Annotated in this window: 16 protein-coding genes and 1 riboswitch; of the genes, 5 read left to right on the forward strand and 11 right to left on the reverse strand. The window is 72.1% G+C overall.

Annotated features, from left to right (window positions below; all coding sequences use genetic code 11):
• Positions 1-24: 24 nt before the first annotated feature.
• The 8 genes from OG408_RS05500 to OG408_RS05535 form a co-directional block, all read right to left on the reverse strand.
• Positions 25-1,536: an alpha/beta hydrolase gene (locus OG408_RS05500; RefSeq protein WP_442806124.1), complete on the reverse strand. Its 1,512-nt coding sequence runs from the start codon at positions 1,534-1,536 to the stop codon at positions 25-27.
• A 221-nt stretch (positions 1,537-1,757) separates the two neighbouring features.
• On the reverse strand, positions 1,758-2,531 hold the full coding sequence (locus OG408_RS05505) for an urease accessory protein UreD (RefSeq protein ID WP_285566921.1): 774 nt from the start codon (positions 2,529-2,531) through the stop codon (positions 1,758-1,760).
• Positions 2,528-3,205: an urease accessory protein UreG gene (gene ureG, locus OG408_RS05510; RefSeq protein ID WP_266776019.1), complete on the reverse strand. Its 678-nt coding sequence runs from the start codon at positions 3,203-3,205 to the stop codon at positions 2,528-2,530. Before ureG ends, OG408_RS05505 begins: the two co-directional genes overlap by 4 nt.
• Before the next feature lie 53 nt (positions 3,206-3,258).
• Positions 3,259-3,921: an urease accessory protein UreF gene (locus tag OG408_RS05515; protein ID WP_266776021.1), complete on the reverse strand. Its 663-nt coding sequence runs from the start codon at positions 3,919-3,921 to the stop codon at positions 3,259-3,261.
• Between the two features lie 13 nt (positions 3,922-3,934).
• Complete coding sequence (locus OG408_RS05520) at positions 3,935-5,656, reverse strand: urease subunit alpha (protein WP_326668561.1); 1,722 nt, start codon at positions 5,654-5,656, stop codon at positions 3,935-3,937.
• Positions 5,649-5,960, reverse strand: a complete 312-nt coding sequence (locus OG408_RS05525; protein ID WP_266776025.1) for an urease subunit beta — start codon at positions 5,958-5,960, stop codon at positions 5,649-5,651. The genes OG408_RS05520 and OG408_RS05525 overlap by 8 nt, the downstream gene beginning before the upstream one ends.
• Before the next feature lie 13 nt (positions 5,961-5,973).
• Positions 5,974-6,276, reverse strand: a complete 303-nt coding sequence (locus tag OG408_RS05530; protein WP_266776027.1) for an urease subunit gamma — start codon at positions 6,274-6,276, stop codon at positions 5,974-5,976.
• Between the two features lie 138 nt (positions 6,277-6,414).
• Positions 6,415-7,044 (reverse strand): TetR/AcrR family transcriptional regulator, encoded by a 630-nt coding sequence (locus tag OG408_RS05535; RefSeq protein WP_326668565.1) that lies wholly within the window; start codon positions 7,042-7,044, stop codon positions 6,415-6,417.
• Positions 7,045-7,232: 188 nt separating this feature from the next.
• On the opposite strand from OG408_RS05535, the gene OG408_RS05540 reads away from it, so the two are divergent.
• Entirely contained in the window at positions 7,233-8,225 is a 993-nt protein-coding gene (locus OG408_RS05540; protein WP_285566933.1) for an ABC transporter permease, read from the forward strand.
• Between the two features lie 41 nt (positions 8,226-8,266).
• Here OG408_RS05540 and OG408_RS05545 read toward each other — a convergent pair whose 3' ends face one another.
• Positions 8,267-8,551: a type II toxin-antitoxin system Phd/YefM family antitoxin gene (locus OG408_RS05545; protein WP_266776033.1), complete on the reverse strand. Its 285-nt coding sequence runs from the start codon at positions 8,549-8,551 to the stop codon at positions 8,267-8,269.
• 98 nt (positions 8,552-8,649) lie between these two features.
• On the opposite strand from OG408_RS05545, the gene OG408_RS05550 reads away from it, so the two are divergent.
• The 3 genes from OG408_RS05550 to OG408_RS05560 all read left to right on the forward strand — a co-directional run bounded on the left by OG408_RS05550 (position 8,650) and on the right by OG408_RS05560 (position 10,579).
• Positions 8,650-9,285: an ATP-dependent Clp protease proteolytic subunit gene (locus OG408_RS05550; RefSeq protein ID WP_285566937.1), complete on the forward strand. Its 636-nt coding sequence runs from the start codon at positions 8,650-8,652 to the stop codon at positions 9,283-9,285.
• Between the two features lie 7 nt (positions 9,286-9,292).
• A complete protein-coding gene (locus tag OG408_RS05555) occupies positions 9,293-9,601 on the forward strand; it encodes a hypothetical protein (RefSeq protein WP_266776037.1) in 309 nt (102 codons plus the stop codon).
• Positions 9,602-9,930: 329 nt separating this feature from the next.
• Positions 9,931-10,102, forward strand: a riboswitch (cyclic di-AMP (ydaO/yuaA leader).
• A gap of 3 nt (positions 10,103-10,105) precedes the next feature.
• Complete coding sequence (locus tag OG408_RS05560) at positions 10,106-10,579, forward strand: C40 family peptidase (RefSeq protein ID WP_266776039.1); 474 nt, start codon at positions 10,106-10,108, stop codon at positions 10,577-10,579.
• Positions 10,580-10,618: 39 nt separating this feature from the next.
• On the opposite strand, the gene OG408_RS05565 is transcribed toward OG408_RS05560, so the two are convergent.
• Entirely contained in the window at positions 10,619-11,260 is a 642-nt protein-coding gene (locus OG408_RS05565) for a LysE family translocator (RefSeq protein ID WP_326668571.1), read from the reverse strand.
• Positions 11,261-11,332: 72 nt separating this feature from the next.
• Here OG408_RS05565 and OG408_RS05570 point away from each other — a divergent pair, with 72 nt between their 5' ends.
• Positions 11,333-12,253 (forward strand): LysR family transcriptional regulator, encoded by a 921-nt coding sequence (locus tag OG408_RS05570; RefSeq protein ID WP_266776043.1) that lies wholly within the window; start codon positions 11,333-11,335, stop codon positions 12,251-12,253.
• A gap of 85 nt (positions 12,254-12,338) precedes the next feature.
• On the opposite strand, the gene OG408_RS05575 is transcribed toward OG408_RS05570, so the two are convergent.
• Positions 12,339-12,770, reverse strand: a complete 432-nt coding sequence (locus OG408_RS05575) for an ATP-binding protein (protein WP_266776045.1) — start codon at positions 12,768-12,770, stop codon at positions 12,339-12,341.
• Between the last annotated feature and the right edge of the window lie 65 nt (positions 12,771-12,835).

Consider the following 12,835-nt stretch of genomic DNA (forward strand, 5'->3'; position numbering starts at 1 on the left):
CCGCCCGTCCCCCTTACCCGCGTGTCACGGCTTCGGCGTGGCGTGCGGGGCGCACGTCACATCGCGCCGGTCCGTCTTCCCGGTGAGCAGGTAGCTGTCCACCCGCTCGTTGATGCAGGGGTTGACCAGACCGGTGACGCCGTGCGATCCGGCGCCCTCCTCGGTGATGAGGCGCGAACCCCGGAAGCGCTTGTGCAGTTCGACGGCGCCCTCGTAGGGAGTGGCGGCGTCTCGCGTGGACTGCACGATCAGTACCGGGGGCAGACCCTTGCCGGTGCGGACGTCCAGCGGGGTCTGCTGCTTGGCCGGCCAGGTGGCGCAGGGCAGGTTCATCCAGGCGTTGGCCCAGGTCATGAACGGGTACTGCGCGTGCAGCCGGGTGTTGTCGCGGTCCCACTTCCGCCAGCTGGTGGGCCACTTGGCGTCCGCGCACTCGACCGCCGTGTAGACGGCGTTGCTGTTCTCGGAGCGGATGTTGCCCGCGGTGTCGGACAGGTCGGGGGCGGCGGCGTCCAGCAGGGCCTGGGTGTCACCGGCCCGGTAGGCGCTCCAGGTCTGGGCGGTGGGTGCCCAGGCTGAGTCGTAGTACGGGGCGCCCTGGAAGAAGCCGATGAGCTCGGCCGGGCCGAGGACCCCGCCGATCGGGCTCTTCTTGGCCGCCGCGCGCAGCTTCAGCCACTCCTGCTCGACCTTCTGGGTCGTGTTGCCGATGTGGAAGGTGGCGTCGTTGGCGGCGACCCATGACTTCCAGTCGTTCCAGCGCTTCTGGAAGGCGATGTCCTGGTTCAGGTTGGCCTGGTACCAGATGTTGTCCTTCGCCGGGTTGACGACGCTGTCGACGACCATGCGGCGGACGTGGGAGGGGAAGAGCGTGCCGTAGACCGCTCCCAGGTAGGTGCCGTAGGAGACGCCCAGGTAGTTGAGCTTCCTCTCGCCGAGCGCGGCGCGGATGACGTCGAGGTCGCGCGCGGTGTTGGGGGTGGTCATGTGCGGCAGCATGTCGCCGCTGCGTTCGGCGCAGCCGTCCGCGTACTCGGCGGCGAGCTTGCGCTGTGCGCGCTTGTCGGCCTCGGAGTCCGGGACCGGGTCGGCCTTGGGCGCCTTGACGAACTCCTGCGGGTCGATGCAGGAGATCGGCGCCGAGTGGCCGACGCCGCGCGGGTCGAAGCCGACGAAGTCGTAGGCCTTGGCCGTGTTCACCCAGAGCGGGCTCTTGGTCGCGATCCGCTTGGGGAACGCCATGCCCGAGCCGCCGGGGCCGCCCGGGTTGTAGATCAGGGCGCCTTGGCGCTCGCGGCTGGTTCCGGTGCTGACGTGCCGGTCGACGGCGATCCTGATCTTCTTGCCGTCGGGCCTCGCGTAGTCCAGCGGGACGGTGACCCAGCCGCACTGGATCGGTGCCGCGATGGCCCAGTCGGCCGGGCAGTCCGCCCAGTCGATGCCGGCCCGGGCCGCGCGTGCCGCGGCCAGTTGGACGCCGTGTGCCTCGGAGCCGTTGTGGTGGCGGCCGTCGGCAGTGGCAGCGGGCGCGGCCATCGCGCCCGCTATGAGCGTGCCCGCGATCAGGGCGCCGGCCGGGGCGAGCGCTGCTGTGCGTCTCAAGTGGAACCTCCCCCATGGTGAAGCGCCTTTGGGTGCGGCGCAGTTCAGTAGGAACCTCCCGCGGATCCTGTCGTCTGTGAGCCGCCTGAGAACAGGTCGCGCACCCACTTCTTTACCGAATCGATAACCGGACACCGGTGTCCTGCCAGCGGTACTCAGCCGTCCGCGCGGACCTTGAGCGCGTCGGCCGCGGCGTCGAGCACGGCCCGCAGTGCCCTGGCGTCCGCGGCGACCGCGGTCACCAGGACGGCAGGGCCCGCGAGCCGGGTGAGGGCGGCGGTGGGCCCCAGCAGCCGGCTGTCCGGGCACACGTCGTCGAACGCCGGGTCCACGACGAGCAGTTGTCCGACGGCGCGGTGGCCGCCGAGCACCGCGGGGCCGTCCCAGCCGCCGGGTGCGCCCGGCCCGTACGCGACCTGCTGGTCGAGCAGCGGGCGTCCGGCCCGCCGGACGGTGAGTCTGCTGTGGAGCGTGCCCGTGGTCTCGCCGTGCCGGCCCAGGATCTGTTCCTCGCGCAGCACCAGCCGTGCGGAGAAGGCGAGTTCGACCCGGGTGGTCATCCGGAGTTCGCTGCCGTGCGCCGAGATGAGCTGCTCGGGCAGCCAGTCGAGCCCGGCCCCCTCCTCCACGGTCAGCGCCAGGCCGTAGTGGGCGGGTCGCGGTGCGGGACCGGGGCCGGGCAGGGCGACGGTGGCCGCCGCCGAGTCGACGGTGAGCCGGGTGCCCTGCTCCGCCCGCACCTCGATGGCCAGCCGGTCCCCGCCGAGCGGGGCGCTCATGGCGCCGACGACGGTGACGCGCGCGGATCCGGGGAGAGTCGCCCTGGTCCGGCGCACGGCGAGCGGTCCGGCGCTCTCCAGGACGGGGAGCGAGGTGCCGCCGTGTCCGTCGCGCACGGCGGTGACGCGGGCGGTGGCCCGGACGCTCATGCGGTCCAGGAGGCGAGCTGCCCCCGCACCCAGTCCGCGACGGGTCCGACGCCCTCGCCGGAGGTGAGCGAGGTGAGGACGACGGGCAGTTCGCCGCGCTGCTGTGCGGCGTCCCGGGCCATCCGGCCGAGATCGGATCCGACGTACGGCGCCAGGTCCGTCTTGTTGATCACGAGCAGGTCGGCCGTGGTGACACCGGGGCCGCCCTTGCGCGGGATGTCGTCGCCGCCCGCCACGTCGATGATGAAGATCTGGGCGTCCACCAGCCCCTTGGAGAAGGTCGCCGTGAGGTTGTCACCGCCGGATTCGACGAGGATGAGGTCGAGCGGCCCCACGGCGTCCTCCAGGTCCTCGACCGCTTCGAGGTTGGCGGATATGTCGTCGCGGATGGCGGTGTGCGGGCAGGCGCCTGTCTCGACGGCCTGGATCCGCTCGGGCGGCAGCACCGCGTTGCGCAGCAGGAACGCGGCGTCCTCGCGGGTGTAGATGTCGTTGGTGACGACGGCCAGGGACAGCTGGTCGCGCAGCGTGCGGCAGAGCGCGGCCACCGTCGCGGTCTTCCCGGAGCCGACCGGTCCGCCGAGGCCGATGCGCAGGGCCCGCCGGGTGCCGTCGGGGCGTGCGGCGTCGGCGCCGACGGCGGCCGGGCCGGGGTGGGAGTGGTCGAGGTGCATGGTGCGGCTCCTGTGCTGTTGTTCGGTGCGGCGGGCGGTGCGGTGCGCCGGAGTCATGAGGCGAAGAGCCGGACCGGCCAGCCGGCGTGGGCCTCGGCGGTGATGTCGAGCAAGGGGGCCGAGGCGGCGGGCAGTTCGTCGATGGGTCCGCGCGCGGCGTCGGCGGCCTGCCGGGCGACTCGGTCGAGTTCGGGGGCGAGCCGGGCGAGGACGGCGGTGGCCTCGAACGGGTTGAGGGAGAGCAGCCGGACCACCGCGGTGGCCGGACCGCCGACCGTCTCGTACGCGGCGCAGTGCGCGGCGTCCTCGGGCCCGAGCCCGGCCGCTCGCGCGGTGAGTCCGAGGACGACGGGCTGGTGGGCGCCGCGCGGCCGGGCCAGGGCGAGCGCGTCGAGCTCCTCGCTCGGCCAGGTGGCACGGGCGGCCCGCATCAGCTGCCGGCCGAGCTTGCGGGCGACCGCCCGCAGGGCGGGTGAGGGTGTCCGGGCGTCGGCGGCCTCGTCCAGGGCCAGTGGATCGTGCCCGTGGGCGGCCGCCGCGGCGAGCGCGGCGGCCGTGAGCCCGGTGGTGTGCAGACGGCCCAGGCAGAAGTCTGCGAGGTCGTCGGCGTTGCGGATGCGTCCCTGGGCGACGGCTGGTTCGGCGCCGCCGGAGTGGGCGTGGCCACCGGCGGGGAACCGGCCGTCGGCCAGGACGAGCAGGGCTGCACGGCTCATCTGGTGTCCGGTCTCAGAAGAGGAAATAGCGCTGGGCCATGGGGAGTTCGGCGGCGGGGTCCGGTTCGACCGGGTCGCCGTCGATCGTCACGGCGAAGCTGTCGGGGTCGACGTCGACCCGGGGCAGCGCGTCGTTCTCCCGCATGTCGGCCTTGGTCACCCCCCGGGTGCTGGTGATCGGCACGAACCTCTTGCCGAGCCCGAGCCGTTCCGGCAGTCCGTCCTCGATGGCCGCGGCCGACACGAAGTTGAAGGAGTTGCCGGCCGGGGCACGGCCGACCGCACCGAACATCGGCCGGGGAAGGACGGGCTGCGGGGTCGGGATGGAGGCGTTGGCGTCGCCCATCTGCGCGTACGCGATCTGCCCGCCCTTGATGACCGTCTGCGGCTTGACCCCGAAGAACGCCGGTTCCCACAGGACCAGGTCGGCGAGCTTCCCGGTCTCGACCGAACCGATCTCCCGGTCGAGGCCCTGGGCCACGGCCGGGTTGATCGTGTATTTGGCGACATAGCGACGGACCCGGTGGTTGTCGGCCCGCCCGTCGCCGGGCAGGGCGCCGCGCCGCTTCTTCATCACATGGGCGGTCTGCCAGGTGCGCATGACGACCTCGCCGATCCGGCCCATGGCCTGGGAGTCGGAGGAGATGATCGAGATGGCGCCGAGGTCGTGCAGGATGTCCTCGGCCGCGATGGTCGAGGGCCGGATCCGCGACTCGGCGAACGCCAGGTCCTCCGGCACCGCCGGGTTGAGGTGGTGGCAGACCATCAGCATGTCGAGGTGTTCCTCGATGGTGTTGACGGTGTGCGGCCGGGTCGGGTTGGTCGAGCTGGGCAGGACGTACGGCTCCGAGACGACGCTGATGATGTCGGGGGCGTGGCCGCCTCCCGCGCCTTCGGTGTGGTAGGCGTGGATGGTGCGCCCGGCGATGGCCGCCAGGGTGTCGGCGACGAAACCGGCCTCGTTGAGCGTGTCGGTGTGGATGGCGAGCTGGGCGCCGGTCTCCTCGCAGACGCTCAGACAGGTGTCGATGACGGCGGGCGTCGCGCCCCAGTCCTCGTGGATCTTGAACCCGAGCGCTCCGGCCCGCAGTTGGGAGTGCATCGCGTCGCGCGACATCGTGTTGCCCTTGCCGAGCAGTCCGATGTTGACGGGGTACGCCTCCAGCGCCTCGAACATCCGGGCCAGATGCCAGGGGCCGGGGGTGATCGTGGTGGCCTTGGTGCCCTCGGCCGGTCCGGTGCCACCGCCGACGAGGGTGGTGATGCCGCTGGAGAGCGCCTCGTCGACCAGGGTCGGCGAGATGAAGTGCACATGCGCGTCGATCGCGCCGGCGGTGAGGAACTTCCCGTTGCCCGCGATGATCTCGGTCTCCGGACCGATCACCAGATCCGGATGGACGCCGTCCATCGTGTCCGGGTTGCCCGCCTTGCCGATGCCGGTGATCCGGCCGTCGCGGATGCCGATGTCCGCCTTGACGATGCCCCAGTGGTCGATGACGACGGCGCCGGTGATGACGGTGTCCGGGGCACCCTCGGCGCGGGTGGTGCGCGCCTGGCCCATGGACTCGCGGATCACCTTGCCGCCGCCGAACACCGCCTCGTCACCGGCGAGCCCGGGTCCGCCGCAGCGGTCCTCCTCGATCTCCACGAGCAGAGCGGTGTCGGCGAGACGGATCCGGTCGCCGGTGGTGGGGCCGAACAGGTCGGCGTACACGGCACGGTGGAGCTCAGGCATCGAGAGGGCCTCCGGTCTCGCCGCGCAGGCCGGGGACGATGCGCCGTCCGGCCAGCGGGACGAGTTCGATGTCGACGGGGACGCCGGGCTCGAAGCGGACGGCGGTTCCGGCGGCGATGTTCAGCCGGAGCCCGCGGGCGGCCGCCCGGTCGAACGCGAGGCCGGGATTGGCCTCGGCGAAGTGGTAGTGCGAGCCGACCTGGACCGGTCGGTCGGCCGCGTTGAGGACGGTGAGGCGGACGACGGGCCGTCCCGCGTTGAGCGGCACCGGCTCGTCCGCGTACAGGATCTCTCCGGGGATCACGAGCGCCGCCCCGTCAGACGATCGGATCGTGGACGGTGACGAGCTTGGTGCCGTCGGGGAAGGTCGCCTCGACCTGCACGTCGTGGATCATCTCGGCGATGCCGTCCATGACGTCGTCGCGGGTGAGCACCTTGCGGCCGGATGCCATGAGTTCGGCGACCGTACGTCCGTCGCGCGCACCCTCCATCAGATGCGAGGTGATGAGGGCGACCGCCTCCGGGTGGTTGAGCCGCAGTCCGCGCGCACGGCGCTTGCCGGCCACGTCCGCGGCTACGTGTATGAGCAGGCGTTCCTGCTCGTGCGGGGTCAGTTGCACGTGTCCACCTCACAGTCGTTCGCCCAGTACCGGCCCTGGGCGCAGCGAGACCCTAGCCGCCCTCAACAGTCTGTTGAATGACGAACCGGTGCCTCACGGCGAGGTATTGCACGTTAGAGCCGAAGTTTTTCCGGCGCGTTAACTGGCCTTTTGCAGATTCATGGACATCAGGCCCCGCAGGCCGCTCTCCAGGAACTCGGGTCCGGCGTCGCCGAACAGGGCGACCTGGGTGATGAATCCCTGGGCGATCGCGATCAGCGTGCGGGCCACGTGCTCGTCCGGCACGTCGGTCACCAGCACACCGGACTCGCGGTACAGCCCCACCAGCCCGGACCACGACTGCCGCAGACCGGTGTAGGCCTCGTCGAGGGTGGCGGCCAGCCTCTCGCTGCGCAGCGCCTCGGACCACACCTGGACGATCAGTCCGGCGAAGGCCCGCCGGTCCAGACCGCGCGCCGCGTTCGCCTCGTCGTGGAACAGGGTCCGCACCACGCGGCCGATCAGGACGTCGGGGGTGGGCGGCGGACTGACCCGCGCGGCACGGTCGAACGCCTCACGGACAGCACCGACGGCCTCTCCGGCGATGGCCGCGATGAGGTCGTCCTTACCGCTGAAGTAGCGGTAGACGGCCCCCGCCGACAGCCCGACCTCCCTCAGGACGTCCTGCATGGAGGTGGCGTGGAACCCGTCCCGGGCGAAGCAGCGCGCGGCGCCGTCGAGGATCTGCCGACGGCGGGCATCGAGGTGTTCCTGGGATACACGGGCCATGCCCTCAACCTAAAACGAACATTCCTTCTTGACAAGAGCGACGCCCGGCGAGACAGTGGCGATGACATAAAACGAACGCTCATTCTCTATGAAGTGTCCGTGGAGCGCCCGCTGAAGCGCCCCGTCACAGCACCCGCACCCGCACCCGCACCCGCATGGAATCGCTCTCCCTGAATCGAGGTCCCGTCATGCCCGCTGCCCCGAACCACCGTTTGGTGGCGGTCGTTCTGCTGGTCCCCGTCGTGGTGGCCCTCGCCCTCTGGGCGTTCGCCTGGCCCGCCGCCCGGATGGCCCCACGGGATCTTCCCGTCGGCATCGCAGGCTCCGCCCCCGCCGCCGATCAGCTCCAGCGGCAGCTCGGACAGCGCGACGGCGCCTTCGAGATCCACCGGTACGACTCCGCGGCCGCCGCCCGCACCGCGATCGAGCACCGGGCCGTATACGGCGCGGTGGTCGTCACCCCCCGGGGCCCCGAGCTACTGACCGCGTCCGCGGCCGGCCCCGTGGTCGCCCAGTTGCTGCACGACGCGGTGGCCGGTTCGGCCCCGGCCGGCACCGCCGTGCCGGTCACGGACGTGGTGGCGGCACCGGCCGCGGATCCACGCGGCAGCGTGCTCGGCGCGAGCATCCTGCCCCTGGCCATCGCAGGCGTGGTCGCCGGTTCGGCCGTGACCCTGCTGCGACTGCGCGGCGGGCGGGCAGCCCTGGCGCTGCTGGGCGCGGCCGCACTCGTCGGAATCATCGCCACCGCGCTCACCGACAGCTGGCTCGGGGTCCTCACCGGCGACTGGTGGAGCGAGGCGGGGGCCCTCGGCCTCACCGTGCTGGCCATCGGCGCGACGGTGGCGGGGCTCGCGGCACTGATCGGCCCGGCGGGCATCGGCCTCGGCGCCCTGCTCATGGTCCTCGTGGGCAACCCGTTCTCCGGAGTCACCAGCGCACCCGAACTGCTCCCCCGGCCGGCCGGGATGATCGGCCAGTGGCTCCCCCCGGGCGCGGGCGGCTCACTGGTGCGGTCGGTCGCGTTCTTCGACGGGCGCGCGGCGGGCGGCGCGGCCCTCACCCTCGCCCTGTGGGCCGCACTCGGGCTGATCGCGGTGATCGCCGGAGGGCGCCGCCGGCCACCGGCGCCGGAAGCGCCCGGCGCCGCACCCGCGCGCGAAGCCGCACGGGTGGGATGAAGAGCCGGAGCACCGTCTCCGGAGGGGGCGGGCAGGGCGGGTCAGTTGCCCGGGCCCTGCTGCCCCCGGTGCTCCGCGGCGATCCCGAAGCGGTGCCGTTCGCCCGCAGCGGACGACGAGGAGCCGATCGAGGAGACCGAACTGATCACCTGCTCCTGCTCCGCCGCCTCGTCGTTCTCAAGTCGCTCCAGGTCAGCGGCCGATACGAACGCCACGAGCGGCTTGCCGTGCCGCGTCACGACCACTCGCTCGCCGCCGTAGACGACTCGGTTGATCAGTTCGGCGAGCTCAGCGCGGGCTTGCGTCACCGGAATCTCGTAGGCCATGCTCCCCATCATAACCTTCTGTACGTCCTGTACATTTTTTACAGAAGCGTGCGCGGGTGCCTTCCCGGCCCCCGTGCGCCCGGAGGAGAGGCCACACCATGTACCGCCCCGCCGCCCGTCACGTCCTGCCCGAGTTCACCGAGCGCACGGCCCAGGGCACCCGCACCCTCGATCCGTACTCCAAGCTGCTGGCCGAGCGGGTCGTCTTCCTCGGGACGCCGGTCGACGACGTCGCGGCCAACGACCTGGTCGCGCAGTTCATGTACCTGGAGCACGACGCCCCGGACCGGCCCATCTCGCTCTACATCAACTCTCCCGGCGGCTCGTTCGGCGCCATGACCGCCGTCTACGACACGATGGCGTACCTCACCTGCGAGGTGGAGACCTTCTGCCTCGGCCAGGCGGGGGCAGGCGCCGCCGTCCTGCTCGCCGCGGGCGCCCCGGGGCGGCGGCACGCCCTGCCCGGCGCCCGTGTCGTGGTGCAGCAGCCCGAACTCGCCGAGCCGGTACAGGGACAGCCCTCCGACCTGGAGATCGAGGCCCGGGAACTGGCCCGGATGCGCGAGACCCTGACCGGCATGCTGGCCCGTCACACGGGCCGCCCCGCCGAGGAGATCGACGCCGACACCGAGCGCGATCTCATCCTCGACGCCGAGGGCGCCAAGGCCTACGGACTGGTCGACCACATCGTGCAGAACCGCGACCTTTCGCTGCCGCCCCACCCCGCGCGGTGAAGTGCCGATGCAGCCACCGGAGTTCCCGCCGCTGCCCGCCCTGACCCGTGCCGAGGGCGAGTTCATCGACCGCTACCTGCAAGTCCTCGACCAGGTGGGCCGGATCAATCCGTCCCACGGCGGCGACACGTACGGCGCCCTGCGCGCCGCCCAGGCGCTCGCCTCGTACGCGGCCGCGCTGCGGGACGCCCTCGCGTTGATGCACGAGCGGGGCGAAGCCCAGATCCACGCAGCCACGTTGACCCGGGCGTTGCGCCTGCTGGACGGCGAGCGGCGCGCCGGACGCGTCACCGTGCCGCCCGACCCGCCGAGTTGATCAACTCCCCGGCGTCGACACGCCCGGCTGGCGGATCAGATTTTCTCGCTCGTTCGGCGTAGGCGTTACTTCGCACGAGGGACAACTCGATTTGCGTTTTCAAGGTGGACAGTGGGTGAAATCTCCCGTTCCGTCGCTGGTACGGCACCGGCCGACGGACTCGGGCGATCCACCTGAACTTCACCTGTCCACCCGAACGGGCCAGTCGTGATGAGCCTCACATATCGCCGTTTCACCTCGGAAATCCGGCACCCGGTGAGTCAAGATCCCTGGGACGACAAGCCCCCGCCACCGCGGCGGGGCGGTCCGGGCGGACGCCGAGTCCTGCCGCCGCCCGGATGCCTGGTCGACAGGAGTGGATCGGCAGGAGTGGAGGACCCGAGCACAACGGGCCGACCGGACTTCCGGTCGTCCCTCGGGGTGAAGCCGCATCCGCGGCCGGGCGACTTCGCCAGCCCGAACCCGACAGGTCATCCTTCACAGGCGGCTGACGAAGGGTTGCGCATGACTGCGCAGGTTCATGTCCCGTCTCTGCTCGCCCGGGCCACCACGGCTTCGGTGATGACACTCGCCGCCGTCGGCGGCACGCTGTTCGTTCCCGGCGTCGTGACCGACGCCCAGGCCGCGACCCATTCGATGAAGGCGCTCAACATCGCCGCGTCGAAGAAGGGGGCGCCCTACCGGTGGGGGGCCACCGGCCCCAGCCGCTTCGACTGTTCCGGCCTGACGCTCTATTCGTTCAAGAAGGTGGGCAAGAAGCTCCCTCGCACGGCCCAGCAGCAGTACAACAAGACCCGCCACATCTCGTCCGCCAAGCGGCAACGCGGCGATCTGGTCTTCTTCCACTCCGGCCGCAGCATCTACCACGTCGGCATCTACGCGGGCAGCGGCAAGATCTGGCACTCGCCCAAGACCGGGGCCGTGGTCCGCCTGGAGAAGATCTGGACGAAGAGCGTCTACTACGGGCGGGTCCGCTGAGGCCCCTGCTCCGTCCCGGCCCCCGGTCCCGCCCGCGCGTCAGCGCAGCAGCGGACCGGTCACCAGGACCAGCCCCAGTGCGGTGAGTGCCGCGCCGCTGCCGCCCTCGATCGCCCGGGCGGTACGCGGCCGGCGCAGCCACCGCCCCAGGCGGTCCACCAGGAGCGCCACGGCCGGGAACCAGATCAGCGCCAGCACCACGACGATCGCGGCCAGCAGCAGCGTCCTGGGCAGGGGCGCGGCCCCGTCCGGCACGAACTGCGGCAGCAGGCTCAGGAAGAGCACGGGCGCCTTGGGGTTCAGTGCGTTGGTGAGGAAGCCCTGGCGCAGTGCCTGCCCGGTTCCCTTCGTGGCCCGCGCACCGGTCTCCTCGTCCGGCCCGCTGCCCGGTTCCGGCCGGCGCCGGGCCGCGAGCAGGGCCCCGATGCCCAGGTAGAGCACGTACGCGCCGCCGAGGAGCTGGACCGTCCGGAACAGCACGGGTACCGCCACCAGCACGGCGGCCAGCCCGGCGACGGCGAGCGCGGTGTGGACGAGGAGGCCGCCGGCGACCCCGAGAGCCGTCGCCACTCCCGCCGACCGCGAGGCGAGGGCGTTGCGTACGACGACGGTGAAGTCCGCGCCGGGCAGCGCGACCATGCCGGCGGCGACGCCGACGAAGGCGGTCAGTTGTGCGTCCATGGCTCCACACTGGACCCCGGAAGCCTTTAGCGTGTACTTGCAATCTTCTGGGTCTGCCAAAAGGAACGCTTAATGTACGACCCGACACGGCTCGCGGCGCTGGTGGCGGTCGCGGAGGCCGGTTCGATCACGCGGGCCGCCGCCCGCCTGGGATACACCGCTCCCGCCCTGTCCCAGCAGCTCGCCAAACTGGAGCGGGAGGCGGGGGCAGCGCTGCTGGTGCGCCATCACCGCGGCGCCCGCCTCACGGCGGCGGGCGAGCTGCTGGCCGGGCGGGCCCGGCGGGTCCTCGACGAGATGGAGCAGGCCCGTCACGAGCTGGCGCGTCTCGCCGGACTCTCCGGCGGGCGTCTGCGGGTCGGCACGTTCACCACGGCGGGCATCCATCTGCTGCCCCCGGTCCTGAGCGCGTTCCGCCGCGCGCACCCGGACGTGGAGCTGATCGTCACCGACTACGAGCCGCCGGACGGGGTGACCGCGGTGGCGGCGGGCGAGGTGGATCTGGCGCTGACCCATGCGTACGAACCGGCCGCGGCGACGACGCTGCCCTCGGGCGTCCTGGCCGAACCGCTCCTGATCGAGGAACTGGTGCTGATCACGGCCGTCGGGCAGGTCCTGGCCGACGGCAGCGGCCGGCTCCCGGTGACGGACCTCGCGGGCCGGCCCCTGATCAGCAGCGCGCCCACCCATCCGCCGCGGCGCGGGGTGGAGAGCGCACTCGCCGAGGCGGGGGCGCTGCCGGCGGTGGTCTGCGAGTCGCCCGGCTACGCGCTGGTGTGCGCCCTGGTCAGCGCGGGCATCGGGATGGCGGTGGTGCCCGAGATGGTCGCGGCGATGTCGCCGACACCCCTGTCGGTACGCCGGCTGGAGCCGGCCGCGTTCCGCCGGACGATCTCCGTGGTCCACCGCGGCGACCGGTCGAGCGCCGCGGCGGCCACGCTGCGGGCGCTCCTGCGGAGCGGTTTCGGGAGGGCGGGGTCCGTACCGCAGTGACCGGGACGGGCCACTGCGGGGCAGCGACAGAGACGGCGAAGGAGACGGCGCCAGGACCGTCGCCGGGCCGGTCCACGCGGCGGGTTCATTGCTGGATGGGGACGTGCCAAGGCAGCGCGATCCAGACGGTCTTGCCGCCGTCGGCAGTGGGGGTGACGGTCAGCCGCCCGCCGTACTCCTTGGCCAGCGCACGAATGATCACCATCCCGCGGCCGTTGTCCTGCTGGACGGCCGCGGGGAGCCGCTGCGGCCAGCGGGGGTGACTGTCCGTCACCCCGAGCCGCAGCTGCTCCTCCCGCTCCAGGCGGATGTCCACGGTGAAGGTGGGCGACTGTCCGAAGGTGTGCTGGACGGCGTTGGTCGCGAGCTCCGAGACGATGAGCCGGACGGTCTCGGCCGTCTCCGTGCCGTCGGGCAGTCCCCATTCGGCCAGCACCCGGGCCACGTACCGCCGGGCCGCGGACACCGATACCGGCTCGCTCGGCAGAGTGACGCTTGCTTCTTGGTGGTCTGCCATGGCGAGCCGTCCCTTTCCCACCCGGTAGCGACCCCGCGATCGACGGTCCGGGTTGTGCTTCGCGC

Source organism: Streptomyces sp. NBC_01257 (assembly GCF_035917255.1).
Classification (GTDB): domain Bacteria; phylum Actinomycetota; class Actinomycetes; order Streptomycetales; family Streptomycetaceae; genus Streptomyces.